The sequence below is a fragment of the Gimesia panareensis genome (assembly GCF_007748155.1).
In the GTDB taxonomy this organism is placed as follows: Bacteria; Planctomycetota; Planctomycetia; order Planctomycetales; family Planctomycetaceae; genus Gimesia; species Gimesia panareensis.
The window spans coordinates 7,574,242-7,600,608 of record NZ_CP037421.1 but is presented as its reverse complement, the minus strand read 5'-3'; the positions used below and the strand labels follow the sequence as shown (position 1 = coordinate 7,600,608).

General features: G+C 55.5%; 22 protein-coding genes. 14 read left to right on the top strand and 8 right to left on the bottom strand.

The genetic code is table 11. The annotated features are described in order from the left end of the window. Positions 1–305 precede the first annotated feature (305 nt). The 4 genes from Enr10x_RS28800 to Enr10x_RS28785 all read left to right on the top strand — a co-directional run bounded on the left by Enr10x_RS28800 (position 306) and on the right by Enr10x_RS28785 (position 6,179). On the top strand, positions 306–911 hold the full coding sequence (locus tag Enr10x_RS28800; RefSeq protein ID WP_145115615.1) for an anthranilate synthase component II: 606 nt from the start codon (positions 306–308) through the stop codon (positions 909–911). Between the two features lie 22 nt (positions 912–933). After that, positions 934–2,148 carry a molybdopterin molybdotransferase MoeA gene (locus tag Enr10x_RS28795; RefSeq protein WP_145452484.1) on the top strand — a complete coding sequence of 405 codons (1,215 nt, stop codon included), beginning with the start codon at positions 934–936 and terminating at the stop codon, positions 2,146–2,148. A 223-nt stretch (positions 2,149–2,371) separates the two neighbouring features. Further along, positions 2,372–4,267: an apolipoprotein N-acyltransferase gene (lnt, locus tag Enr10x_RS28790; protein WP_145452483.1), complete on the top strand. Its 1,896-nt coding sequence runs from the start codon at positions 2,372–2,374 to the stop codon at positions 4,265–4,267. Positions 4,268–4,649: 382 nt separating this feature from the next. Next, positions 4,650–6,179: a DUF4339 domain-containing protein gene (locus Enr10x_RS28785; RefSeq protein ID WP_145452482.1), complete on the top strand. Its 1,530-nt coding sequence runs from the start codon at positions 4,650–4,652 to the stop codon at positions 6,177–6,179. 47 nt (positions 6,180–6,226) lie between these two features. Here the strand turns inward: Enr10x_RS28785 and Enr10x_RS28780 are convergent, their stop codons facing one another. Beyond that, the gene (locus Enr10x_RS28780; protein ID WP_145115604.1) at positions 6,227–6,676 is read right to left on the bottom strand and encodes a hypothetical protein; all 450 of its coding nucleotides are present in this window, start codon (positions 6,674–6,676) and stop codon (positions 6,227–6,229) included. Positions 6,677–6,781: 105 nt separating this feature from the next. Beyond that, positions 6,782–7,969: a ribonuclease D gene (locus Enr10x_RS28775; protein WP_145115602.1), complete on the bottom strand. Its 1,188-nt coding sequence runs from the start codon at positions 7,967–7,969 to the stop codon at positions 6,782–6,784. A 340-nt stretch (positions 7,970–8,309) separates the two neighbouring features. On the opposite strand from Enr10x_RS28775, the gene Enr10x_RS28770 reads away from it, so the two are divergent. Next, positions 8,310–9,026, top strand: coding sequence for an OmpA/MotB family protein (locus Enr10x_RS28770; protein WP_145115599.1), 717 nt, complete (start codon positions 8,310–8,312; stop codon positions 9,024–9,026). Positions 9,027–9,044: 18 nt separating this feature from the next. Here the strand turns inward: Enr10x_RS28770 and Enr10x_RS28765 are convergent, their stop codons facing one another. The 3 genes from Enr10x_RS28765 to eno form a co-directional block, all read right to left on the bottom strand. Beyond that, positions 9,045–9,377, bottom strand: a complete 333-nt coding sequence (locus tag Enr10x_RS28765) for a hypothetical protein (protein ID WP_145452481.1) — start codon at positions 9,375–9,377, stop codon at positions 9,045–9,047. A 253-nt stretch (positions 9,378–9,630) separates the two neighbouring features. Beyond that, positions 9,631–10,173 carry a septum formation initiator family protein gene (locus tag Enr10x_RS28760; protein WP_232093177.1) on the bottom strand — a complete coding sequence of 181 codons (543 nt, stop codon included), beginning with the start codon at positions 10,171–10,173 and terminating at the stop codon, positions 9,631–9,633. A gap of 260 nt (positions 10,174–10,433) precedes the next feature. Beyond that, positions 10,434–11,708 (bottom strand): phosphopyruvate hydratase, encoded by a 1,275-nt coding sequence (gene eno, locus Enr10x_RS28755; protein WP_145115591.1) that lies wholly within the window; start codon positions 11,706–11,708, stop codon positions 10,434–10,436. Positions 11,709–12,189: 481 nt separating this feature from the next. Between eno and Enr10x_RS28750 the strand changes: the two genes are divergently transcribed. The 7 genes from Enr10x_RS28750 (at position 12,190) to Enr10x_RS28720 (ending at position 19,034) form a co-directional block, all read left to right on the top strand. Next, a complete protein-coding gene (locus Enr10x_RS28750) occupies positions 12,190–13,239 on the top strand; it encodes a phosphatidylserine decarboxylase (protein ID WP_232093176.1) in 1,050 nt (349 codons plus the stop codon). After that, on the top strand, positions 13,226–14,113 hold the full coding sequence (pssA, locus tag Enr10x_RS28745) for a CDP-diacylglycerol--serine O-phosphatidyltransferase (RefSeq protein WP_145452479.1): 888 nt from the start codon (positions 13,226–13,228) through the stop codon (positions 14,111–14,113). Before Enr10x_RS28750 ends, pssA begins: the two co-directional genes overlap by 14 nt. Positions 14,114–14,167: 54 nt before the next feature. Next, on the top strand, positions 14,168–14,785 hold the full coding sequence (locus Enr10x_RS28740) for a riboflavin synthase (protein ID WP_145452478.1): 618 nt from the start codon (positions 14,168–14,170) through the stop codon (positions 14,783–14,785). Then, positions 14,772–15,692 (top strand): 16S rRNA (adenine(1518)-N(6)/adenine(1519)-N(6))-dimethyltransferase RsmA, encoded by a 921-nt coding sequence (rsmA, locus tag Enr10x_RS28735; RefSeq protein WP_145452477.1) that lies wholly within the window; start codon positions 14,772–14,774, stop codon positions 15,690–15,692. Before Enr10x_RS28740 ends, rsmA begins: the two co-directional genes overlap by 14 nt. Positions 15,693–15,803: 111 nt before the next feature. Continuing rightward, positions 15,804–17,288 (top strand): IMP dehydrogenase, encoded by a 1,485-nt coding sequence (gene guaB, locus Enr10x_RS28730; RefSeq protein ID WP_145115581.1) that lies wholly within the window; start codon positions 15,804–15,806, stop codon positions 17,286–17,288. Further along, complete coding sequence (locus Enr10x_RS28725; protein WP_145452476.1) at positions 17,227–18,477, top strand: hypothetical protein; 1,251 nt, start codon at positions 17,227–17,229, stop codon at positions 18,475–18,477. The genes guaB and Enr10x_RS28725 overlap by 62 nt, the downstream gene beginning before the upstream one ends. Positions 18,478–18,629: 152 nt before the next feature. Beyond that, positions 18,630–19,034: a hypothetical protein gene (locus Enr10x_RS28720; RefSeq protein ID WP_145452475.1), complete on the top strand. Its 405-nt coding sequence runs from the start codon at positions 18,630–18,632 to the stop codon at positions 19,032–19,034. A 12-nt stretch (positions 19,035–19,046) separates the two neighbouring features. Here Enr10x_RS28720 and Enr10x_RS28715 read toward each other — a convergent pair whose 3' ends face one another. The 3 genes from Enr10x_RS28715 to Enr10x_RS28705 form a co-directional block, all read right to left on the bottom strand. Then, positions 19,047–20,168 carry a glycosyltransferase family 4 protein gene (locus tag Enr10x_RS28715; protein ID WP_145452474.1) on the bottom strand — a complete coding sequence of 374 codons (1,122 nt, stop codon included), beginning with the start codon at positions 20,166–20,168 and terminating at the stop codon, positions 19,047–19,049. Between the two features lie 3 nt (positions 20,169–20,171). Continuing rightward, positions 20,172–21,146: a sugar phosphate isomerase/epimerase family protein gene (locus Enr10x_RS28710; protein ID WP_145452473.1), complete on the bottom strand. Its 975-nt coding sequence runs from the start codon at positions 21,144–21,146 to the stop codon at positions 20,172–20,174. Positions 21,147–21,216: 70 nt separating this feature from the next. Continuing rightward, entirely contained in the window at positions 21,217–22,713 is a 1,497-nt protein-coding gene (locus Enr10x_RS28705; RefSeq protein WP_145452472.1) for a hypothetical protein, read from the bottom strand. Positions 22,714–23,058: 345 nt separating this feature from the next. Between Enr10x_RS28705 and Enr10x_RS28700 the strand changes: the two genes are divergently transcribed. After that, positions 23,059–24,066: a CNNM domain-containing protein gene (locus tag Enr10x_RS28700; protein ID WP_197997409.1), complete on the top strand. Its 1,008-nt coding sequence runs from the start codon at positions 23,059–23,061 to the stop codon at positions 24,064–24,066. Positions 24,067–24,284: 218 nt separating this feature from the next. After that, complete coding sequence (metG, locus tag Enr10x_RS28695) at positions 24,285–26,330, top strand: methionine--tRNA ligase (protein WP_145452470.1); 2,046 nt, start codon at positions 24,285–24,287, stop codon at positions 26,328–26,330. Positions 26,331–26,367 lie beyond the last annotated feature (37 nt).

The window sequence follows — 26,367 nt, the reverse complement described above, 5'->3', positions numbered from 1 at the left end:
AGATAAGCATTTTTGAATCCGGATCCTTCCGGAAAGGTGGGGTTTCATAACAATTATTGCCATTTCTGGTCAACACCAATATTCTTAAGAACAATCCAGCCAATACGTTGTCTTATCAGTCAGTGGGGCCTGACTTTGCCGGATCACCGGCCGGTTTGTGCGGGTGTGACGAACAGCGGGAAGCTGAAGCCCCGGTTTGAGATGAGACGCGCAGGAATTCGTGCGGGCCAGTCGCTTTTCCTTTGTCTGTTGTCTATGATCTGGTATTCACACACTACATAACTTGATCTTCTGCAGGGTGACACGTGATTTTCGTTCTCGATAACTATGATTCCTTTACCTATAACCTTGTGCAACGGTTTGGGGAGATTGATCCGACGCTTCAGATCGAAGTGGCCCGGAATGATCAGACCTCGATAGAAGAAATCGAGCAGGCTGCGCCGGAGAAGATCATCATTTCTCCCGGTCCCTGTACTCCCGGAGAAGCGGGACTTTCGAAAGAAATCATCGCTCATTTTGCCGGCAAGGTCCCCATTCTGGGGGTCTGCCTGGGGCATCAATGCATTGCAGAAGTCTTTGGCGCACAAGTGGTTCGCGCACAACGGCTGATGCACGGTAAAGTCTCTGAAGTGTACCATGACGGGAAAGGGGTCTTCCAGAACCTGACCTCCCCGTTTCAGGCGACCCGCTATCACAGCCTGATTGTTCCCGAAGAGACCTGCCCGGAAGAACTGGAGATCTGCGCCTGGGTGGAAGAAGCAGGACATCCCAAAGAGGTGATGGGGCTCCGGCACCGGAAGTACTCGGTACACGGGGTGCAGTTCCATCCGGAAAGTTTTCTGACCCTGGAAGGCACCACCCTGCTGAAAAATTTCCTGCAGTTGCCGGCAGAAGAACTCACCAGCGCTTGAACCACAGAGGGAGGCGATTTCAATGCTGTCTGTCCCCGAAGCATTCGCACAGATTCTCAGGACCGTTCAACCGGCGACTCCCCGGAGTTGCTCCCTGTTTGAAGCCACGCACGGCGTGCTGGCGGAAGATGCCGTCAGCGATGTGAATATTCCCCCGTTTGACAAGGCCCTGATGGACGGCTTCGCTGTCCGCAGCAGCGACGTGCCTGACGGCACAGGAACGCTGCAGATTCAGGAAGTGATCTACGCCGGCTCGGTACCGACCCGGTCTCTGGAGGCGGGACAGACTTCGCAGATCATGACCGGGGCGCCGCTGCCCGAGGGGGCAGATGCGGTCGTCCAGATCGAGCACTGTCAGATTAACGAAGCAGAACAGACGGTACAGATTAAGACGACACCGGTGGCCCCGGGAAAGAATATGCTGTACCGGGCTTCGGTTCTCGAACAGGGGGCCACCGTCGTCAAAGCGGGGACGTTTCTCCGCGCCCAGGAGATCGGTGCCCTGGCTGAGACTGGCAGTCCACAGATTTCCGTGCGACGCACGCCTTCGGTGGCGATCCTGGCGACCGGCGATGAACTGGTCCCGCCTGAACAGAAACCCGAGGCGGGACAGATCCGCAATTCCAATGAGGTCATGCTGCATTCCCAGATCCTGCAGGCCGATGCCCGGCCCGTTCCGCTGGGGATTGCCCGGGATGTACGGAGTCATTTGCGCGAGAAAATTCAGGAAGGTCTGAAAAGTGACTTTCTGCTGCTTTCCGGCGGCGTGTCTGCAGGGGAACTCGATCTGGTCCCCTCAGAGCTGGCCGCTGCCGGCGTGAAACAGGTGTTTCATAAAGTCAATCTGAAGCCGGGTAAGCCACTCTGGTTCGGGATTCTGGAACAGGAGGGCCGTGCGCCCTGCTATATTTTCGGTCTGCCCGGGAACCCGGTGAGCAGCATGGTCTGTTTCGAACTGTTTGTGCGATCTGCGTTGCGGCAGTACCTCGGTTTTCCGGATCCGATGCCTCAGCCGGTGTCAGCCCGGTTGACGGCTGATTTTCAATCGCGGGGGGATCGCCCGACTTATCAGCCGGCCCGGATCGATTGGTCGGAGGGTGAGGCAACTGTAACTCCTCTGCAGTCAATGGGTTCTGCAGATCTACATGCGACCGTCGCAGCGAACGGAATTGCCTTGTTCGCCACCGGGAATCAGCTGTATCAGAGCGGATTGCCCATCGACACCTTTTTATGGTAGCAGAGCGAGTTTCTCCCCTGATTGATCTACTCCTAAATCCCTGATTTCAGTAAAAAACACCAGAATCAGACCAGAAAGGGGACCCTTGAAAGGATTGGCCCCATTCGGAAACGTTGATACAACGTAGTAATGATGACCGGTTTCGGTGAAACAGGATGTTTCGCTTTCAGTAAATCGATCCATCAGCGTTTCTCTGCGAGATCGAAAACCAAGGATGGAACTTATGACCTCGAACACAATCTCTTCCGAACAAACTCCCTCTGATCTCCCTGAGATGGAACCACAGTCTGTGTCTGATACTCAACCGTCCCAACCTGACTCATCCCAAGAGAATGCTCTGGGGCAGGACATTCAGCGGATCATCAATACCGCGCGGACGTCGCCCGCTCCGGCGTGGGGCGCCTGGGCGCTTTCCGGATTGAGTGCCGGTCTGATGTGGGCCAGTTTTACGCCCGTTGATTTCGGACCACTGGGCTGGGTCTGTCTGATCCCGCTGTTACTGCTCGTTCGCCTTCCGCGTCCCACCCGGTTGATGTATACCGCCACCTACTGTGGCGGGCTGTTGTTTGCCATTCCGACGTTACAGTGGATGCGACTGGGGGATGCCACGATGTATGTGGCCTGGATCGCGCTGGCGTTCTACCTGGCATTCTACTTTCCGGTGTTTGTCTTTCTGACTCGGACAGCCGTGCATCGATTTCATGTTCCCCTGCCCGCGGCTGCACCCGTGATGTGGGTGGGACTGGAATACATGCGGGCTTATCTGCTGACCGGGTTCTCCTGGTACTACATTGGCCATACGCAGTATCGCTGGACTGAGCTGATTCAGATCAGTGACATCACCGGTGCTTATGGTGTCAGTTTTATCGTCGTCATGCTGGCGGCCTGTTTTGCTGACCTGCTGCCCGTTTCGTTGATGAAGCGGTTACAGCTCTTCCCGACGACTCTGACGCCGGAGGAAAAGAACCTGGACCAGATCGGGCGGAAGCAGCTGATTCAGACAGCTGTCTGCCTGGGGCTGTTTCTGTCTGTGCTGGGCTATGGCTATGTACGCCGCTCGCAGGCCGAATTTACGGATGGGGCGCGGATCGCGCTCATTCAGGGGAATTTTCCGACTTCGGTCAAACACGATCCGAACCAGTGGCGCTCGATGTACCTGAAGCATCTGGTGCTGATGGGGGCAGGGGTGCGTTACCAGCCCGACCTGGTGATCTGGCCGGAAACCATGTTCCGCTGGCCGATGGTGGATCGGAACGGAAAAACCAATGAGCAGCTGCTGGAGATCGCTCCGGAAATTCCGCTCAACAAATGGGACGAACCTTCGGTGCAGAAGACGCTGAAAAACATGAGCCAGGAAGCGAATGCGGCAATGGTGATTGGCCTCGATACCATCTCCGCCGGTGATGATGGCGTGGAACAGTTCAACTCCGCGGTCTTTGTACGACCCGATTACGGGATCACGAACCGCTATGATAAAATTCATCGTGTGCCGTTCGGCGAGTATCTGCCGTTGCGCGATACACTGCCGTTCCTGCAGGTGTTTTCTCCCTATGGAGCCTCGTTTGGAATTCAGCCCGGGAAGCATGCGGCGAATTTTGAATACAAGGGCTGGAACTTCGCACCGGTGATCTGTTTTGAAGATACGGTACCTCAGCTCGTCCGTTCGGTGATGAATCAGTCGTCTACGGATGGTTCGTCTGACGACTCGATTGACTGCCTGATTAATCTGACCAATGACGGCTGGTTTCACGGTTCCAGCGAACTGGATCAGCACCTGATCACTGCTTCCTTCCGTTGTGTGGAGAATCGTACGCCCATGGTGCGGGCCGTGAATACGGGGATTTCTGCGGTCATTGACGGGGACGGTATGATCGTCGAGCCTGATGTCTTTATTGACGGGGACAACCAGGGGCGGAAAGCACTGGTGAATCCCAAAACCGGGCGGTGGAACAAATCGATGAATGCGGTGGTGATCGATACGGTGCCCCTGGATAACCGGACCAGCCTGTACACGAAATACGGCGACTGGTTTGCGGGTCTGTGCTGCTTCTGTGCCCTGTTTGTCTTCTTTATGGGGCTGCTCATGTTCAAACGGAAGCCTGCTCCCGTCAAAGCCTGACATTTTCGGCTTCTCAGGACAGTTGGTGCTTTTTAATTCGAACGGTCCTTACCAGTGGTGCACAACCGGGGCTAACGCCCTGCGGCTAATGAGTCATTCCGGTTGGCGTATTACCTGACATCTCAGCGGTCGCAGGCTGCCATCATGCTGGTCTGATTGCAGCAATTGAAAGCGGGTGTGGCGGAAAAGCCCCGCTTCTACTGATCAGATCCGGGACAGACGCTTTGTTTTTGCCGGTTTTTCGAAAAAACAAGGCAAAATTCATAGATTTGGGGCCTACCCTACCCACTAAAATAGGTAAAGAGAAGGCGGGCTTTGTGCGCGCATTCTACGTTACGCAGGCACAAATTTACTTTGATCTGTCACAGATTGTTAAATAAAAATGGCACAGGACAGCTGGTACTACAGGCAGTCAGACGAAGAAGCATCTGGTCCCATCTCCTTTGAAGAACTGTTTTCGATGGCGCATGCAGGGAACCTGACACCGCAGATGGAGGTCCGAAACGGAGAGGGCGGAAACTGGTTTCCCGCGGCAGATATCGGGGGGCTGTTTGATTCGGCGGCCGACGCAGGTGCGGAACTTTCCCTCGATGATTTTTCGATCGTGGATTCTTCCTTCGGCATGGAAGAGAAGGCGAATCTGCCTTCGCTCGAAGGGTTCTCGATCGTTGAAGAAGAAGATAAGCTCTCTTCCGAGCTGGAGTCGCAACTCCCCCGCTTTGCCACGCTGGAAGCGGTCCGCAGCAAACATCAGAATGTGCAATGGTTTTGCCGGGTGCTGAATCAGGAACTGGGGCCGATGTCGGCAGAAGACCTGATGCAGCTGCTCTTTGATGGCGAACTGGCGCCCAACGATGAAGTGAAATCATCAGCCGAACCGGAATGGGTGCCGGCCCGAACGGTGGTCTTTCTAAGTTCTTCGGGCAGCGATCTGGACGTCGTGGATGCAGAAGACACCGACATGGAGTCGGTAGTGCCCACGACGGGGGAAGGTGCGGCCGAAGAAACGACTGAGGAAGCAGCTGAGTCCGAGACAACAGAAGCTCCCGCAGAAGAGAAGAAAGAGGAAGCCCCGGCAGAACCTCCGAAGCCGCCGATTCTGAAGGTGCGATCCCGTCAGAAATGGTACTGCAAACTGGGGGGCATGGGTTACGGACCGATCGAAGCGCACAAAATCAAAATGTGGGCCGAACAGCAGCGTGTGGAACCCACCGATTTACTCAAGCTGGGGAAAAAAGGGGAGTGGTTTGAAGCATGGCAGATTGAAGCCCTGCAGTTGAAGAAGCCTGCTCCCGAGAAACCGACTGAAGCCGCAGAGACGACTGAGGAAACAGAGAGTACGGAAGCGACATCCGCTGCTCCGGAAGTAGCTGGAGCGGTTCCGCCAACACAGACTCCTGCACCTGCTCCCCTGCCGTCTGCTGCACCAGCGCCTGCTGCTGCGACTCCTCCACCGGCCCGGCCCAAGCCGCAGGTGAAAGTCGCCCGATCGAATCCGTTCGAGGCGCTGGGGCCGATGATGGACCCCAAGATCCTGGGTGGCGTGGGAGGGGCGATCGTTCTGATCGCAATTCTGTATTTTGTGCCGCTGGGCGATTTATTCTCGCCGAGTGGCAAGGATGAGCTGGCCAAGTTCAAAGAGATCCACCAGGAGTTCCTTTCCCTGCAGCAGAAGAAAGCCAGCGATGCGGAATGGTCGAGCTTCAAGAACAAGGTCACGACCGAGATGGCTCCCCTGATCAAAGAGCTGGAATCGAATGCCGGCTCGGATCGTCCCCATCTGCAGCAGATGCTCTGGGCGGGCCGCGATTATCTGCCAGGCATGCTGGACACTGCGCGCACCGAACCGAGCCCGGATCAGGAAAAGTTTGAAAAGCACATCAAGGAAGCAGAGCGGATCATTAATAAGTGATGTCCGGTGAACGAGGTTGATGTAGTGTCAGCTTTCTGCAGAACGACTCAGGCATCCGGTTGCGGCGGTGTTTTCTTCCACCAGATCAGAAAACGGGCCGGTGAGGGATCTTCTTTGAGCAGTCCTTCAATCTGGATGAACTGATTGTTGCGGATGCGGTAAGCGAATGATCTCGGTTGCGGCTGCCGTTTTCCTTTGTTCGGGCCGGCAGTCACTTCCAGGTCAAAATAGGTGAAGACATTGACCTGTTCCATCCTCTGCAGCTGGAAGCGGGCCTGGTGCTCATGCACGAGCTTGCCGTTGAGATCATACACACGCACGATCGATTTCTTGCCGCTGATTTCCTGCTCCACCTGCAGGGGTGAGCCATTGCTGGTCTGATCGTTGCGGGTCCATTTGCCGGCAACCGCCCGGTAATCTTCTTCCGGCGCAGGTTCTGCCGCCAGAGTGGGTGTAACCAGAAGTAACACGAGGAAGACTATCTGCATCCGTTTCATCGGCATTCCTGACTCTGTCTGTCGAGAGGTCACAATCAGAGAACCGGCAGGAAATGGTTTCTGCCGGTACAGGTCTGCGATTGTACAGGTTTCGAGATACTACGACTAGCTGAGTCGTTCAAAATGCAGGGGGTGATCCGATTCCGGATCGGCGACCCGCATCGAGATTTTGCCGTCCAGGACATCGGTCAGCAGTTCGCCGCAGACTTCAGCCCGCCAGCCGGTCATCAGGCGGGGCTTCTCTTCACTCGCTTCCCCGTAGACGTGATGGCGGACCAGATGCCGCAAGTCGGAGGTTGTACCGACGAGTGTCTGTGAGACATTCATTTCCGCACAACGGTTGGCGAGCGCGATCCCCAGCAGTTTGCCGATGACCTGCTCATCCTGGTTCTGCTGTGTGTTGGGATTCTCCTGCATCTGGGGCAGTTGATCCTTGGGGAGGTTCAGCGCTTTTTCAATTCGTTTCACCACCTGGGGCGCCAGCTTGAACATGTTTTTCCGATTCAGATCGCGGGTGGCTGTCAGGTCCTGCGGGGTCTTGGGCTTGCGTTTGGCCAGTTCGATCAGCAGATCGTCGCGGAGAATGCGGCGGACCGGCTGATTTTTTTCCTGGGCGACTTCATCCCGCCAGTCAAAGAGTTCGCGGACAATCGCCAGCTCGCGGGGTTTCAGTTTGTGCAGACCGGAAACACGCCGCCAGTTCTCGCGATGAAATTCGGAGTCGACTTCATCGATCATGCGCTGAAACTCGGCATCCGCCCAGTCGAGACGTCCCAGTTCGGAGAGTTCCTGTTCCTGAATCTTCCAGATTCGGAGTACAAATTTGACGTCGTCGAGCGCGTATTTGATCTGCTGCTCTGTCAGAGGTCTGCGGCGCCAGTCGGTGCGGGTCTCTTTGCTGCCCGCTTTTTCACCGAGCACGCGGGCGACCAGGGCGGTGTAGGAGATCGGAAAACTTCGGGAGCGGAGTCCTTCGGCGATCTGCAGGTCGATCAGTTTCTGCGGCTTCTTTCCGGAGAAATGGCGACAGAAGCGAACCTCTTCGCGTCCGCCATGTACGACGACGGTGGTGGAATCGTCGGTCATGATGTCCCACCAGGGGGTCAGGTCATCGACTTCGTAGGGATCGACGGCGACAGTCCGGCCGTTGAGTGCGAACTGCAGCAGTGAGAGCTCCGGTCGATAAGTGAACTCGGAAACGAATTCGGTATCGAATGCAACGATGCCCGCGTCCTGAATTTGATCGCACAAGTCGACCAGATCCGACTGCTGCACAATGAGAGGGCTCGACATTCCTGGACCACTTCCTTTTCTTTTACCAGATATTCCCGTGTTCCTCTGGCGCTGGTGTTCTTATCGGTTGCTGCTTGCTTAACTCCTAATGTTGTAGATATTTATTGTGTTCGTCAATGATCTCAGGGACATTTTGTGCCTGGGAGGGGATTTGTAGAACCGGCGCTGGCATGCCAGAGAGGCCTGTAAACCCCGCTGAACTGAGCCGGTTTAAGAAAAATCCGGCAAGTTTCTCCCTGTCGCTGGACGATTCTGGTGGTAACCGGAGCCTGAAATCTGCTGGAGTGGCAGATTCTGCCGGAAGGCCCGTTTGTTCACAAACTTTCAGGAGCAGTCGATCATGGAAGACGATGGTCCACCAGGAGTCCCCGAATGGGTGGTGACTTACGGGGACATGATGTCGCTGCTGCTGACGTTCTTCATCATGCTGGTTTCATTGAGTGAAATTGTGAATGATGAGAAATACCGGTCGATTCTGGAGTCGATTCAGTCCTACACGGGATATCGAACCGGTCCGATTGCGCCGCCCGGTAAATATTTCCCGATGAACTCGATGGTCGAGCAGATGAGCCTGCTGGGGGCCTATACCGACAGCAATGAACGGGGGCGAGGCGGGATCAAGACCAAAGCACTCGAAGGCAAAGACGTGCGCATCTTTCGCTTCCGGGAAGGCGTGCCGGTTCCCGTCGGGAAAACACTCTATTACGGGCAGACAGAAATTGAGCTGGATGCGGAACGTAAAGAGAAGCTGGATCAGATGATCCCGGAGCTGGCGGGGAAACCGAATAAAATCGAGCTTCGGTCACACACTTCGGTGGAACCTCTGCCCGCTGATGCACATTACAATGACAAGCTGGTTTTGACTTACCAGCGGGGCAGACAGGCGATGCTGTATCTGATTCAGAAAGGAATCGAGGCGAAGCGGATTCGCATTACCGCTGCTGCCGATTACGAGCCACCCCTGCAGACGGGAGATCAGAAGTCTCAGCAGATGGATCGTCTGGATGTGCTGCTGCTGGACGCCTTTGTCAATGACTATGTGGGGCCCAGGAAATAAGAGCGCTTTCGTCCGGCTTTACTCGCCTGCCAACTGATCCACGGTTCGCTGCAGGTTGTGGGCTGCCCGTTCCTGCATCTTCAGGATATGGGGGGGTGACGCCTCTGCATGTGATTCATCAATGCGTGTGATCCTGCCGGGAGCCAGTGGGACATACATTGATGAAACACGGGCCTTCATGCTGTTTTCTTCTGCTTCGTGCATTTCCTGATCCTTCATATTCATTTCATCGAGAACGATGGGATTCCAGGTCGCTTTTCTTTGAGCAGACGAAACGTAGTGCATCCGCGCCCAGCGTCTCAGTCTGAATTCCGTTAACAGAGAAGTTCTGGCTTGCTTATCTGTATCCATTCGACGATGCCCTTCAGGGGTGAAACTTCTTGAATTGACTACTATTCAAATCGTCCCGGTTCCTTGATCGGCCAAACTGAATCTGATTTCCCCTGCCGGCTTTCAGCGAGATTCAAAGGCAGGGTAGATATTCCAGACAAAATCCGAACAACGTGGTTCCTGGGTACAAAGGTCAGGATCACAAAAATGGGGACAGGCGTTATGGCCGGGGCGACAGGAGTATTCGCGCCATTCGTTATAGTCGATACAGGTGTCAGTCTTCGTCCGGCTCTTCCTCTGAAATCCGGTAACGGGAGAGAAACAGCGAGAGAAAGTCTTTCGTCGAACGGGTTACGGTTTCCAGCTGGCGGGACTGTGATTCATGCAGGAATGTGAACGACAACACCACAATCACGCCGGCGGTCAACAGAATGGAAGAACGGATTTTCTGATTTTCACTCAGAACGTTCAGCATGGGAACATACCAGGCGCGGCTGGTGACCGGGATTTTTCGGCGTGGATTCCACTTGGGCAGGTCCAGCGCCAGATCGGGGGCGACGGCAATCCGCTCTTCCCCGGGCCGGACGGCATCGAAGTCCACCCGGGCCACTTCGGAACGGAATTCCGGATCATGCTCCAGTGAATGGGCAATCTGCTTCAGGTATTCCACCTGATTTTCCAGCGTCACCAGTTGAACCTGGTTCGACAGGTATTCGTTGCGTAGCTCGAGATAGGAGAGGTAGCGTGGTGAGAGCACGACGGCAGCAAACAGGCTCGCGGCCAGAAATAACAGCAGCCAGAATGTCAGCGAAATCATCCAGCCGATCCTGGATTCTTCATGCTGGTTCTGTTTGGTTGTCACGATGTTGATTGCCGATGCTAAATGGGTTTCGATTGCTGCGTACTTTGGGCGCAGGGCTCCCTCATCAAAATCGACAGCGTCCCCCTGGTTTCTCCAGAGCCTGTTAAATCGTGACGATTGTCGGGGCTGTACCTGTGGTGCCGGCGCACGAAAAAACTCCCGCTGGAACATAGTTCCAACGGGAGCCTTTGATCTCACTTCAGAGCAGAATCAATTCAGGAAATGGTACCGCCGAAGGTGGCTTCCTCTCCCAGAATCTCTTCGATTCTCAGCAGCTGGTTGTATTTGCAGATCCGGTCGGTCCGGCTGGCGGATCCAGTTTTGATCTGTCCCGTGCAGAGCGCGACTGCGAGGTCTGCGATGGTGGTGTCTTCGGTTTCGCCGGAACGATGGCTCATCACGGCGGTGTAACCATTACGGCCAGCCAGCTGCACGGCTTCGATGGTTTCGGACAGGGTGCCGATCTGGTTAACTTTCACCAGGATGCTGTTGGCAACGCCTTCGTCGATGCCCCGCTGCAGACGTTTGGGGTTGGTGACGAACAGGTCATCGCCGACCAGCTGAACTTTGTCGCCCAGGCGTTTGGTCAGTTCTGCCCAGCCGGCCCAGTCGTCTTCGGCCAGACCGTCTTCGATGGAGCAGATCGGGTATTTTTCGACCCAGGAAGCCAGGAAGTCGACCATGCCGGCGGAATCGAATTCACGACCTTCGACAGTGTAGACGCCGGTTTCTGAGTTGTAGAACTCGGTGGAAGCGGCATCCAAGGCGATTTTGACCTGGTCGCCGGCTTTGTAGCCAGCCTGTTCGATGGCGGTCAGGATGACTTCGATGGCATCTTCACTGTTGGGCAGGTCGGGAGCGAATCCACCCTCGTCGCCGACAGCGGTGCTCAATCCCTTGGAAGACAGTACTTTTTTCAGCGAGTGGAAGATTTCGGTTCCGCAACGCAGGGAGTCACTGAAGTTATCGAAGCCCAGGGGCATGACCATGAATTCCTGCAGATCGATGCCGTTGCTGGCGTGCTCACCACCGTTGATGATGTTCATCATCGGGGCGGGGAGACGGTTGGCACCGACGCCACCCAGGTAACGGAACAGGGGCAGATCGGAAGAGGCAGCGGCAGCATGTGCCGAGGCCAGCGAACAGGCCAGGATGGCGTTCGCACCCAGACGGGATTTATTTTCCGTGCCGTCCAGATCCAGCATTACGCGGTCGATCAGCAGCTGATCGCAGACATTCAGGTCGACCAGGACGTCGGCAATTTCGGTGTTGACGTTCTGGACAGCCTGCTGGACACCCTTGCCCAGGAAGCGGTCTTTTTTATCGGCGTCGCGCAGTTCACAGGCTTCGTGCATCCCTGTGCTGGCACCGCTGGGAACAGCGGCACGGCCTACAACTCCATTTTCCAGCTCGATATCCACTTCCACAGTGGGATTCCCGCGACTGTCAAGAATTTCACGGGCATGAACGGAACTAATGGCAATACTCATCGGTTTTGTTTCCTCAAAAAGTTCGACAGGAAGAACTCGATCTGTTGGTTCACAACACATCAATTAGATTTGATATTATTTGGCGTAAAGCAGCATATTTTTAGCAGAATCCAGGAGTAACCTCAAACGACTGCGTTCAGATTAAATGAATCTTTACGCGACCTGCAGAAACCTGCATACCCGGAATCCCCTCAAACTCTGACCAGGCTTGCAGATGCAGCCTGTATACCCCTTCCATTCGTCACAGACAGGGGTGCTCCCGGATGCGTCCAGACACATAAAACAGAGACGCTGCACTGATTTTTTCGATTCGAACCGTTGCCTGGCGGGAAAACGGATTAAAAATACTCAGGATCGAAGCCGAATCTCGTCAGCCAGCCGCGATCCTGTTAAACTGGGACGTTCCAGAGCAGGTACTGTCTCTGCCTTTTCAACCAACCCTGTATCCCGAATCAGCATAGCAGCAGCGAATCCAGACCCCATGAGTTCAACTTCATCCGACGTGAATGCCCCTGCCACCGTTCAACCTTATCCCCGACGGGAAGTCGAACCGATGGACCCTCAGCTGACGACAATTCAGCCGGGCGGGGGAATCATTATCAACCTGGAAATGTTCTGGGGACGCTGGCGGCGGTTCTGGTTGAAGACGTTCCGTCGCGGTTACGTGAAAAAAATGGAAAGCACGCGGAAAGGGGATTTCAATCCCTGTCCCCACGACGTGCTCGATCCGCGGGATCTGAAATACTACGAGAACCAGGGGGGCTATTACTGGGAACCGCAGGACGATCCATTTGCCTATCGCAGTCGTCTGCCGTTTGCCCGGGAAGGACTGGCCGAACTGATTGTGCTTTCGACGCTGTTTTTCGGCGGTGCCGCCCTGCTCTCCTGGGGTATTCTATCCAGCAGCGTTACAGGTGTACTGTCCGTCATCGGCTGGCTGCTGGTCTTGACGCTGGTTTTATTTGGAACAGAAATCGTCTGGTTTTTTCGCAATCCCAGGCGTACTATTCCTGCAGGTGAAGGTGTCATCGTTTCCCCCGCTGACGGGACGTTCGATACGATTGAGGAAATCGAGCATCACGAATTTATCGGCGGTCCGGCGATTGAAATCGGCATCTTCCTGTCCATCTTTAATGTCCACATCAACCGCATGCCGGTGGCTGGTAAAATCATCAAGCTCGCCTATCGTCCCGGAAAATGTCTGAATGCTCTGCGTCCCGAGTCCACACGGTTAAACGAGCGGCTGGAAGTCTATCTGCAGATGCCGGAACCGACGAACCGACCGATGCTGGTGCAGCAGATTACCGGTGCGATTGCGCGGCGGATCGTCTGTCGACTCAAGCCGGGCGATGAATTAGTCAAAGGGGCGCAATTTGGCATGATTAAACTGGGGTCCCGTACGGTAATTGTCTTTCCCCGGGAGGAAGGCCTGGAGATCCTGGCCAAGCCGGGTGACAAGCTGAAAGCCGGTTCGACCGTCCTGGCAAAATATGCAGCATCCCCTACCGAGGCAACAGATGAAGAAGCGTAAACTGATTGCAGTTCTGCCGACGTTGTTGACGCTGGGTAACGCCGCCTGTGGTTTTGGTGCGATTACCTATGCGGCCAAGGTCGGACCGGAATACATGGGGCACATGGCCAGCGGCGGTCTGACCCGCATGCTGGGGAGCTCTCCGGGGATTTACAACTCATTTGAAAATCAGCACCTGTTTATTGCCGCGGTGTTGATCTTTGTGGCGATGCTGTTCGATGCCCTGGATGGGAGTGCCGCCCGCTGGACGAATCAGACCAGTGAATTCGGTGCCCAGCTCGACAGTCTGTGTGATGCCATCAGCTTCGGAATCGCGCCCGCGTTTCTGATGCTGCAGATGATTCAATTCAAGCATGAATTTCACCTGTATCACCCGCGGCTGTTGTGGGTGATTGCGCTGCTGTTTGCCGTCTGTACGATTCTGCGTCTGGCGCGGTTCAACGTGGAAACCGAGGAAGATGACGCTCACGAGGGCTTCAGTGGTCTGCCCTCCCCTGCCGCTGCGGGAGTGGTGGCTTCCTTCCCCATCGCCATCCGGGGGCTCTATAAGATGGCGGAAACAGAAAACGGATCCCTCCAGTCGCTCTCAGAGTGGTTGATTTCCGCCATTGGCTGGTCGCTGCCGGTCATCACCCTGACCGTCGCCTTTCTGATGGTCTCACGGGTGCATTATCCGCATGTGTTTAACCAGTTGTTCACTGGTCAGCGGAGCCGTCGGCATGTGATTCAACTCGTGTTTTCGCTGGCCCTGATCTTCCTGGTGCAGGAGCTGGCGGTGCCTGTGTTGTTCTGTTATTTCGCCTTTTCGTCCCCAATTCGGGCTTTTTGGGAAGAAGTTATCGCTGGACGACTATACAAATCCAGAAAAATTTGAGAAACTGATTCGTTTAATTCCCCCTGTTTTTGCACGCTGAAGGTACTGTCGCCGATGTTTACGGGACTGGTCGAGGGACAGGGTACCGTTCATCTTCTGGAAAAGAACGGCTCCTCCATCGATTTGACGCTGAAGATTCCGGAACTCATTTCGCATGAGGCCCATATCGGTGATAGTGTGGCCATCAATGGCTGCTGCCTGACGGTTGTGGAAATCAACTCGGGCTCACTGAAGTTTCAGGCCGGGGCCGAAACCCTCGCAAAGACCAACCTGGGTCTGTTGACCGTGGGGGATGCGGTGAACCTGGAACGCCCGCTGGCTGCGAACGGGCGACTGGGAGGTCACTTCGTGCAGGGACACGTCGACGGCGTGGGCTCGATCAAATCGATCGACCGGGACGGTGAATGGATCACCATGTGGTTTGAAGTTCCGGAAGCACTGGCCCTGCAGATGGTTCCCAAGGGATCGGTCACCGTGGACGGCATCAGCCTGACGATTGTGGACTGCGAACAGTCTGCCTTCAGTATCGCGCTGATTCCCCACACACTGGAAGTGACCACCCTGGGCCAGAAACAGGTGGGCAGCATCGTGAATATCGAAACCGATATCCTCGGGAAGTACGTGTCGAAGCTGGTTCCCTTAACACTTGATGGTATCAATGAAAGAAGATGAAAGGCAGACTCGATCTTATTTAATGCAGCTCTTCGAGCGGCATGGCTTTAACCCGCGCTCTGATCTGGGTCAAAACTTTCTGATTGATCTGAATATCATCGAATACGTCGTTGAGCAGGGACGCATCCAACCCACCGATATTGTGCTCGAAGTGGGAACCGGAACCGGGGGCATGACCACCTTCATGGCCCAGAAAGCCCGGCACGTGATCACTGTCGAGTACGATCGCAACATGCATACGCTGGCCAGCGAAGCGACGCAGAAGTACGACAATGTCACCCTGCTGAACTGCGATGCGTTGAAGAACAAGAACCGGCTCAACCCCACGGTGCTGGAGGAAATCGACCGGCAACTCAAGGCGAATCCGGGCAGTCAGCTGAAGCTGGTCGCCAACCTGCCTTACAACGTCGCTACGCCGATCATTTCGAATCTGGTGGCCTCGGATCTGCCCTGGAGCCGGATGGTGGTGACGATTCAGTATGAGCTGGGTCTGAAAATGTCGTGCAAGCCTTCGACCTCGAATTACGGCGCGCTGTCGGTCTGGCTGCAGTCACAGTGTTTTGTGAAACTGCTGAAAAAAGTGGGGCCGACCGTGTTCTGGCCCCGGCCCAAGGTCGATTCGGCGATTGTCCAGCTCACGCCGAACCCGCCCCTGAAACAGAAAATTGGAGATCGCGTCTTCTTTCAGGATTTCCTGAGGCGGGTCTTCCAGCATCGCCGGAAACTGATGCGGAGTACGCTGGTGGGGATGTACAGCAAACAGCTGAGCAAAGCGGAAGTGGATGAAATATTGCAGGCACAGGGATACGACCGGGAAAAGACCCGGGCGGAAGAACTCTCGGTGCCCCAGATGATCGAACTGGGAAATGCGTTCCAGGAACAGATCACCCAGAAGACAAACATTTGAAACAGATTGCCCCCTCGCGGGGAAATTTGCCTACAATGTTTCATAAAAATAAAATCGAATAAAAAACTATAAAACGAAAATACATTAAAGAGACCCGTAAGGAGAGGACCAATGCAAGATCGCATTATCTGTCAGGGAATTACTTTCGACGATGTCCTGCTGCAACCCGCCTACAGCGAAGTCATGCCTTCGGAAGTCAGTGTTGCCAGTCAGCTTACCCGAAATATCCCTCTCAATGTTCCGATAATCAGCAGCCCCATGGATACCGTTACCGAGAGCGATATGGCGATCGGGATGGCCCAGGAAGGGGGCATCGGGATCATTCATAAGAACATGACACCGGAACAGCAGGCAATGTCGGTGGACCAGGTAAAACGGAGCGAGCACGGTGTGATCGTGGATCCGGTGACGCTGCCTCCCGAAGCGACAGTGGCAGAAGCTGCCGAAATCATGAAGCGGAAGAACATCGGCGGTGTCCCTGTGACGAAAGCTGGGAAGCTTGTGGGGATTTTGACGAGTCGTGACCTGCGATTTCTCGATTCTCCTGAGACGTCGATTTCTGAAGTCATGACGAAAGAAAAACTTGTGACGGCTGCGGAAGATACAACGCTTGAAGTGGCTCAGCGGATATTATTGGAAAATAAGGTCGAGAAACTTCTGCTGGTTGACGAAAATTATCAACTGAAGGGGCTGATTACGATCAAAGACATCGACAAGACGATGCAGTTCCCGCTGGCCTCCAAAGATTCACGGGGGCGGCTGCGAGTCGGGGCTGCTGTGGGTGTCCGCGATTATGATCGTGCTGCTTTACTGATTGAAAAAGGGGTGGATCTCCTGGTGGTGGACAGTGCACATGGCCATTCGGGCAATGTGGTTGCTACCGTGAGAGAAATCAAGAAGCGATGGGACATCGATGTGGTTGCCGGTAATGTGGCGACCGAACAGGGTGCCCGCGATCTGGCGGATGCGGGAGCAGACGCAGTTAAGGTCGGCATCGGTCCTGGTTCAATCTGTACAACACGAATTATCTCTGGCGTCGGTGTGCCGCAGTTAACGGCGATTTCCAATGCTGCGAAAGCACTGGAAGGGACGGGAATTCCGATCATCGCTGACGGGGGGATTCGTTACAGTGGAGACATTGCCAAAGCTCTGGCAGCCGGCGCTCATACGGTGATGTTAGGAGGTTTGCTCGCCGGTCTGGACGAAAGTCCGGGAGAATTGATTCTGTACCAGGGACGCAGCTTTAAACGCTACCGTGGTATGGGTTCGATGGGAGCAATGGTTAAAGGCAGTAGCGAACGCTACCGTCAAAGTTCAGTTACACAAGACGGAAAGGACTCCGCGAAGAAGCTGGTACCAGAGGGAGTAGAGGGGCGCGTGCCTTACAAGGGCCCGCTGCAGAATCTGCTCTATCAACTTGTAGGTGGACTACGGGCTGGTATGGGTTACTTAGGAGTTCAATCTGTCGCGGAAATGCGAACGGAAGCCCGGTTTATTCAGGTTTCTGCCGCGACGGTCAGGGAGAACCATCCGCATGATATTGCAGTCACTCAGGAAGCACCGAATTACACAGCCGAACATTCACCCATGGAATAGTTCGCGCAAGCGATATCTGCTCGGCCTGGCCCTGGCACTGGGCCTGTCTCCATTCTGTCTGACCGGAGCAGCGACCGCGGAGGAGGATCCTTTCCTCGGCCAGACAAAGACATCTGTCAGTACCTGGGAGGAACTGAAAAGCCGTTCTCCAGAAGCCCGCTGGGAATCCCTGTCACGCGAGAGCAAACGCGAACTGAAGAAACAGGAACGCAAGGAACGCCGCGAGCAGCGTAAGCAGAGTAAGACTGAAGACGAGCAGGAATTTGTCGCGCCCTTCCGTCCGATTCCAGATGACATGCCCGTTGCACCGGCGCCTGCTGCCGGCCAACCCGCTGCCACGGGTGTGAACACGTTTGCGACCACCCGGTCCAGCACTGTCGTCAGTCCAGCACCGGCTGCAGTGCCGGCTGCAGAATCATTCAAAACCATCGGTCTGGCACAGAAGCCGTCCGTCGCGGCCCCGACGCAGAATGTACCCTATAACAGTGTGACTGCGGCTCCGGCTGCGACACCGTCCAGACAGATTGTGCCGGTGTTTCCTGAATCGGATAACAGCAGTTCCAACTTCGTGACGACTCAGAAGAGCTACGAAGATCTGTCCGATGACATCCCCAGTATCGATGGTGTGGCTACGGAACCGGAAGACCTGGAAGATGAAACGCCACACCTGCTGAAGAAAATCTCCGTGATCAAGCCGTTCTTTGACTATGAGCCCGATCCAGAGATCGCCAAGAACGAGCCCTGCCGGAATCTCTGTCCCCGCCCCGATGGCAAGCCCTGTAAAGCATCGGATGAAGAAGGGGTCGCGATCCTGGAGTGCCCGCGGGAATTCAAACTCAGCCATGAACCCTATCCGGGGCGGAACTTCACCGAAAGCATCTACACCTGGGAAGCTTCGAACGTGAACTACAACCCGCTCTACTTCGAAGATCCCAACCTGGAACGGTATGGTCTGTCACGCCGGGACGTCGTTCAGCCCTTTGTTTCCATCGGACGGTTTACCGGCCAGTTGATTGCCTTGCCTTACCAGATGAGCATCGACCCGCTCCGCAAACGGATGTACCCGCTGGGATACTATCGTCCGGGCGAAGCCAATACTCCCAAGCGAATCAACGGGATTCCCTGGAATACCAAAGCAGCCCTCACAGAGGGACTTACAGCAACCGGCCTGGTGTTCATTCTGCCTTAAGCTGATCCGGAGTTTCCGGAGAGACACAGCGGCGGTTGCCGAAGCAGTATCGATTCGATATTCTCTAAACACATCCTGGCTCAACGGGTCAGGATGTGTTTTTGTTTATTCGCCCTGTCAGCTGTCCTGTTTCAGAGAATGTATTCCGTCCCATGTCCCGCGATTCCTTCAACCATGTTTCTTCTGCCTCCCGTGATCTGGCGGATGATATAATCCGTCGTGTTGCCAATCTGGTCAGTGAAGCAGAAGCAGCCACCAAGCCCCTGGAGCTGGATCCGTATCGCAGTCAGTTGTTTGAACTGTTCGTGATGGCCGATGCGGCCGGCTTTGTTGCTGAAGATGCAGAGATCGATCTCACGGCCGACAACCTGTGTCGTGAACTGGCCAGCCTCTGGGACCTGACGGAAGCGACCCAGGACGCGATGTCCTCTCAATCGAAAATCCCCTCTGAGCAGCTTGGTAAATTGCGTGCACTCTGGTCCGTGTTGCGGCTTTGGATGGAATGGGACTATGCCTGGAAACGCTGGGAAGAATTTCATCCCCGTGACGGCAAATAGGAGACGTTGCGATTACTCACACAGCGCCAGCCAGCCGGCTTCCATGTTGAGGCTGGCCTGTTGGCTTGTGAATCGTTCCAGAGCCCGTTCCCGCGCTGCCTGCGCCAGGCGCTCCCTCAGACCCTGATCGTGCAACAGTCGCTGTATGGCCTGTGCCAGGGGCGCTGCTTCCCCGGCAGGCACAAGCAGCGCCGATACTTCCGGGTCTACGATTTCACTGGTTCCACCCACAGCGGTGGCCACGACAGGCAGTCCGCTGGCAATCGCTTCCAGCAGGACGCGTCCCAACGGTTCCTGTTTGGCGGAGTGCACCAGCAGATCGACTTCGTTCATCAGAAACGGGATATCGTCACGATACCCCAGCCGGTGCAGACGACCCTTCAGGCCGAGTTGGGCAAAAGCGTCATTCAGGCCGCGGTCAAAGTCGATGCTTTCCTGTTTCTGTGAATGCCGTTCGCCGACCAAGACAAAATGCGTCTCCCGGTCCCCCTGCTCCGCCAGCAGACTGGCCGCCTCTGCCAGAATGTCCTGACCTTTGCGGAGGCCGATCTGTCCGATCGTCAGGCAGAGGCGTGATTCTGCGGGCAGCCCCAGTTCCTGTTTCAGTGCGCCCGTAGCGGGGCGCGGCTGAAAACGTTCGATATCGACGCCGTTATAACAGACGGCGACGGTGTCCGGATCCAGATTTTGCGAGATATGAAAATCGCGGGTGGCATGCGAGACCGCGAACAGCCGCTGGTTCTGATTCAGATCACGGATCGCGGCCCGACTTAATTTGATGATGTCCCGCAGATGACCCGAGCAGCGGACCGGCAACTGGTCTGCCAGGGCCCCGGTCAGTCGCGACATGGAGAGACTGTTCGCGTGCAGCAGGTCGAACGAGTTTGCCTGCAATACGGGTAGTAATTGCAGGGCGACTTCCTCCCGTGACAGCCGCTGTCCGTGGGTATCATGAAAGTGAACCGGGTGACACGGGATCTCCAGGGAAGACAGACGCTGGTGTAACGGACTGTCGGCGGGGCAGAAGGCGGTGAACTCGATGGACTGGCCATGCAACTGTTTGAGCATGGCCAGCATGGAATGCTCGCCTCCATTCAGGGAACCGAACTCAAACAGGAGGGCAATCTGCTTCACGTCTCAGTCAGCTTTCGGCTGTTGATCGAGTTGCGCTTTCAAAACGGCTTCCCGCGTTTTGCGTAAGCCAGTTTTGGCAACTGCGAGGGGGTCCTGTTCCCAGTACTCGCGGTTGAACAGTTCCAGCGAGAGCACGCCCCGGAACCCGGCTTTGTGAATCATGCGAAAGATCTCGGTCAACGGTGCTACGCCGTCGCCCGGATAAACGCGGTCTGCATCGTTGATCGTTTCGCGGGGGGGATCGGCGGGATAGTCGTTCACGTGAAAGACCTGAATGGCCGAGCCGCTGAGCAGTCCCAGTCCGTTGAAATCGGAGCCCCCTTTGTAGATGTGATACACGTCCGGGAGCAGACAGGCTTTGGGGTGGCCGCTCTCGATCGCTACAAACATGGATTCCCCCAGCCGCGAGAGGGACTCGGAAAATCCCCAGACTTCGACCTGCGGAATCACCTGCATCTGATCGCCCAGTTCCAGCAGCGCGCGGTAGCGTTTCGCGGCGGCGAACAGGTCCAGGTCGGACTGTTTGGTCGCTCCGGTAGGAGGTGCAGCGATGCGGATGCCGCCGATCTGCTGGAGCGTGTCCATGTCGCGTTTTGCCTGTTCGAGGCCCGCTTTGCGTTGTGCTGGATCATCGACGATCCACTGGGCAAAGCCGATGGCACTCTCGACGGTCAGGCCGGCATCTTCGATCCGTTTACGGAGATCCTGCAGGGAGCCCCCCTCTGTGACATACTGGTCGATATCCCGCATCCAGGGCTCGATCGCATCGTAGCCCGCCTGGGAGGTCAGGTTGATCTGTTCGACGATGCCCAGTTTCTGGCCGCGGACCGTGCTGGTGTTGAAGCAGTAAGCGAACGGTTCAGCGGCAGATCGCTTCCGTGCGGGTGTCGCAGCGGCAGCGGGAGTAGTGGCAAGACCGGCAGTCAGCAGTCCGCCTGCGGCAGCCAGCATTTCACGTCGATTGAGATTTGTTTGCATGGGGGTGGTTCCGGTGGGATCGTTGTCAGGAAAGTTGATCCATTAAAACTACCTGACGGGGGGACCATTTTCAACCTGTTCCCATGCCCCGATCGAAGGCGTCCAGATCCCGCTGGAAGAGGCTCATCACTTTGTGCAGCGTTTCCCGGTTGATTTTCCAGCTGGGATTGTCAACCGTATAGCGATTGCAGTGATCGACGAGCAGTCGGTACAGGAACTTAAACAGGTGCCGGGGGACCCGCAACTGGGCGAATTGCGCGATCAGTTCCTGTTCGGAGATGGATTCCTCAAACAGGTCGCGGATGGAGGTATTCGTTTTGTGGTCTGCCGTGCAGGCCCGGATGCGGTCACAGGCGACGTCGTACAGCGATTCCCCGGTCCAGTCCAGCGAGGTGATCAGGTTCTGCTTGTCCAGCCGCGAGCGTTCGTAGAACTCTTTTTCTTCCCGCTGCAGGTAATAGACGACATCCGAGGGGAGCAGCAGTTTGAAAGCGACTCCCGGATGTTTGAGCAGTTTGTTATCGAACATCGGCCAGAGGAGATCACGCATCCGTTCGGCGGATCCGTTGACCAGGTGCGGTTCGTCGACCCGGTCTACCAGGATGACGATATTCGTGAACCCCATTTTTTTGAGGATCGTCTGGAATTTGGTCAGTAGTTCGTAGCGGTCATCGCTGCGGTCGCGACAGGGAATCGGCTGGCCGGCCAGTTCCCGGCGTTCGATGCGCGAAAGAATTTTGCGCAGAGCATTCGACAGGTGATCGAAAACGCGCACTTCGCGCGAGACCCGCCAGGACTTCCACATCAGTGTCAGCTGTTTCCAGAGCCAGGGGGACCAGCCGGCAAACATGATCAGCCAGATCCACCATTTCTGGAAGTCTTTCCAGTTGCCGAGGTAGAAGACGAGCGCGACGGTAACAATGCTCACCAGGAAGCCGAGCCCGCGTTCCCATTCGGTTTTCAGGTAGCCGAATTTCAATCTGCGGCGCAGCCGGTTCCAGCGCTGTACCGCCGGCATGTCCAGGCTGTGATCATAAAAGGCGGCCAGCAGTAACAGGTCCCGTTTTTCCAGATGAGTCAGGCTGTTGACCTGTGCTTTGGAGACCGAGCGGATGTTGTTTTCAGCCGAGTTGTCCGGCTCGATCATTTCGCCGATCAGCTGTGTGACGCCGAGTGAGAGGATGGCGTCCATGTGATCCCAGAGGCGCCAGTGCGACAGCAGACGTTCGGGGCGGCGGTTGCGGCCCGAGTAACGCTCGCGGAAACAGTCCAGAAAGGGATTGAAGTTATCGTATTCAATCACGAACACACGGTTGTCCGGGTGCTGTTCATTGTGCTTCTGCAGCTGCTCGATCATCTGCATCCGGATCGCGGTCTTCCCTGCTCCCTTTTCGCCGAACACGACAGAGGTCGAAGGGTTGGCGGGATTGGAAAAAATTTTGTCCCAGACCGGATGATGCGTTCCGTTCAGACAGAATTCCTTGAAAACGTGATCGCTCTGAGCGTCTTCCTGGCCGAAGGGGTTTTCATTGATCCCGTGGTGATCTAAAAATTGCTGAACTTTCATCGGATCTTACTTATCTGAAATGGTCGTGCTTAAATTCCTGATTCCAAGCGACTTAGGACACACGGCCCCGTTCGGAACATCGAGAAAGCCTGCCGCCCGGCCTCGAGGGGTGCAGCTTTGTCAAAATGAGCAGAATGGGCAATCGTGTTGTCATTCAAACATAGGTCATAGACCGGGAAAATGTAAGTCATCAGATTGTTCCGGTCGGAAAATAGTGGTTGATTTTCAATCAGGAATTTGCGGCTCCCCTTGCAAGACAGGTCGGGTTTCAAGAGAATCCAGTTTTCCGACGTCGTTCGTGGGGAACGCGTTGTGTTTCTTTTGTGTTGAAGGTTGAATCCTACGTTGAACTGGCTTCCTCTTCTTGGTGCGCTGGCGCTGTTTGCGATTGGCATCCGTCTATCAGCCCTGTTCAGTGGATCCGAGACCGGCTTTTACCGTGTCAGTTTCCTGCGTCTGAATATCGACGCCAACGAAGGTGATCCCATCGCCAAGCGGCTCTGCTGGTTCGCCCAGAATCCGAGCTACTTTGTGGCGACGACTCTGATCGGGAATAACCTGGCGAATGACCTGGTGACGATCGCGATTTCCATGGGGATCGCTGCCGTCTTTCAGGAGTCCGGAGGCAGGGCCGAGATCGTGACGACGATTCTGTTTACGCCGATCATCTTCATTTTCGGGGAGCTGGTTCCCAAGAATCTGTATTACCGGGCCCCGACCATGCTGCTGAAACGCTACTGCCGCTGGTTCGATTTCTTCTATCGGGCCTTCTGGATCATCAGTGTGCCCCTGGTTTCGATTACCCGTCTGCTGGAGCAGTTCTCACCCGATCGCAACAAACCGGCTCAGCTGGTGCTGGGACGGCAGCGGCTGGTGAAGGTGCTGGAAGAGGGACATTTGGAAGGTGTGCTGGGTAATGCCCAGAAGCAACTGGTCCGGGGGATGTTCAATACCGCGGCGCAGTCGATCCGTAAGGTGATGATTCCGCAGGCGGCGATTAAAGGTGTGACCCGGAAGACCGACACCGCAGACATCATTCAACTGGCGCAGCAGAATCAGATTTCGTATATTCCGATTCGCGCAGAGCACCAGAGTGAATGGACCTCGTACATCAAGTTGGTGGACCTGATCACGTCGCCTTCTCCCATTATTCCCGCGGTGTATAACATGCCCCGTCTGCAGGTGGATTACAGTATGCTGGAAGCACTGTATTTGCTGCGAAACTCCTCTTCCGCCTTTGGTGCCATTTATCAGAACAATACGCAGATCGGGATCGTGAGTCAGCTGGACCTGGTCAAGGCGCTCTGTTCTTCAGACGGTCCCCTGCTGATGACCAGCGGAGCGGCGATCTGATTCGGGCGGAGACGGGGCGATTTGGAGTGGATTGCGGGATTGTGCCCGACGCCGTACAATCAACGCCCCTTGGGAGAACCGGCTCCAGCCCGGTACAAAATGCCACTTTTTCGAGGGTTGCGCTGCGGTTTCAGCTGAACCCGGGCGGAAATCGAGTGTCTGTACACATTACAGTCAGTATTGTTGTCTGATTTCATTTAACTTCAGTCGGGAATATCATGCCACAACGTCGCATCCTGGTCACCGCGGCTCTGCCTTATGCCAACGGTGACATTCATATCGGCCATCTCGTGGAATACATCCAGACGGACATCTGGGTGCGGTTTCAGAAACTGCGCGGAAACGCCTGTCGTTTCTTCTGCGCCGACGATACGCATGGCACCGCGATTATGATCCGCGCCCGTCAGGAAGGCCGCTCGGAAGAAGCGTTGATCGCCGACGTCCGCGAAAAACATATTGCCGACTTCACCGGCTTCAATATTGAGTTCGATAATTACGGCAGCACGAACAGCGAACAGAACCGCAAGGTCTGTCACGAAATCTGGTCGGCACTGCGGGAAGCAGGCCTGGTCCACGAAAAGGAAGTCACGCAGCTGTTCGACGTGCAGGAAAACACGTTTCTGGCTGACCGCTTCGTGAAGGGGACCTGTCCGAAATGTAAGGCCCCTGATCAATATGGCGATAACTGCGACAAATGCGGCAGCACGTACACGCCCGCCGATCTGATCGATCCGGTCAGCACGCTGTCGAACACGACTCCCGAACTCCGCACCGCCAGCCATCTGTTTGTGCGGATTGAAGACCTGCATGGCTTCCTGGATGAATGGACCCAGTCGGGCGCACATCTGCAGTCGGAAGTCGCGAATTATCTCAAAGGACATTTTCTGGGAGACCCGCTGCGTGACTGGGACATCTCCCGCCCGGCTCCTTATTTCGGTTTTGAAATTCCGGACAGCCCGGGCAATTACTGGTACGTCTGGTTCGACGCGCCGATCGGTTACATTGCCTCCACACTCGAATGGTGTGAGAACAATCACGAAGACTTCGACACGTGGTGGAAAAATCCCGAAACCGAAGTGCATCACTTCATCGGCAAAGACATCACTTACTTCCATACCCTCTTCTGGCCGGCCATGCTCAAGACATCGGGTTTCAATCTGCCCGAGAAGGTGCACATTCACGGTTTCCTGACCGTGGATGGCGAGAAAATGTCGAAATCCAAAGGGACCTTCGTCAAAGCGGCCACCTATCTGAATCACCTTGACCCTGCCTGTCTGCGTTACTATTACGCCTCCAAGCTGGGGCCGAGACTGGATGACCTCGATCTGAACCTGGACGAGTTCGTGCAGAAGGTGAATTCGGACCTTGTCGGGAAGGTTGTGAACCTGGCAAGCCGGAGTGCGAAGTTCGTGGCCCAGACGGGATTGTCTGCATCCTATCCGGATGACGGCGGCCTGTTTGAATACGGGGCCAGTCGCAGCGAGACAATTGCGGCGGCGTATGAGAACTGCGATTATAACGGTGCGATGAGAGAAATCCTCACACTGGCAGACCGGGCCAATAAATATGTCGAAGATCAGAAACCGTGGGAACTGCGGAAAGACGAAGATCGCCAGCAGGAACTGCAGAACATCTGCACGATTGCCCTGAACCTGTTCCGGCAGATTGTAGTGTATCTGACTCCCGTGCTGCCCCGACTGTCTGGTCAGACGGGTGAATTACTGAATGATCCGATTACCAGCTGGGATCAGGCGCAGACGCCGCTGACGGGGAATGCTGTCAGCAAATTCCAGCATATGTTTAAACGAATTGAAGAGAAACAGGTAGAAGCCATGACTGAAGAAGCAAAAGAAGATGCGGCAGCCGCCGAAAGTGAAGCAGCGGCCTCGCAGTGGAATGACAGTGGGGACGCTCTCGAACAGGAGCCGATGTCAGAAGAATGCACGATCGATGATTTCGTCAAAGTCGATCTGCGCGTGGCCCGCATCGTAGAAGCCAACTCGGTTCCCGAAGCGAACAAGCTGCTGCAGCTGACACTGAGCCTGGGAGGCGATGAGCGGCGGAATGTGTTTGCGGGCATCAAAGCCGCATACGACCCGGAAGAACTGGTCGGGCGGCTGGTGATCTGCTGTGCGAATCTGAAGCCGCGCAAGATGCGGTTCGGTACCAGCGAAGGCATGGTACTGGCCTCGGGGCCAGGCGGGAAGGATGTCTTTCTGCTGTCTCCCGATGAAGGGGCCGTGCCCGGTCAGCGCGTGCACTGATCAAGGATCATGCTGAATTAGAGACAGGCCATCCAGG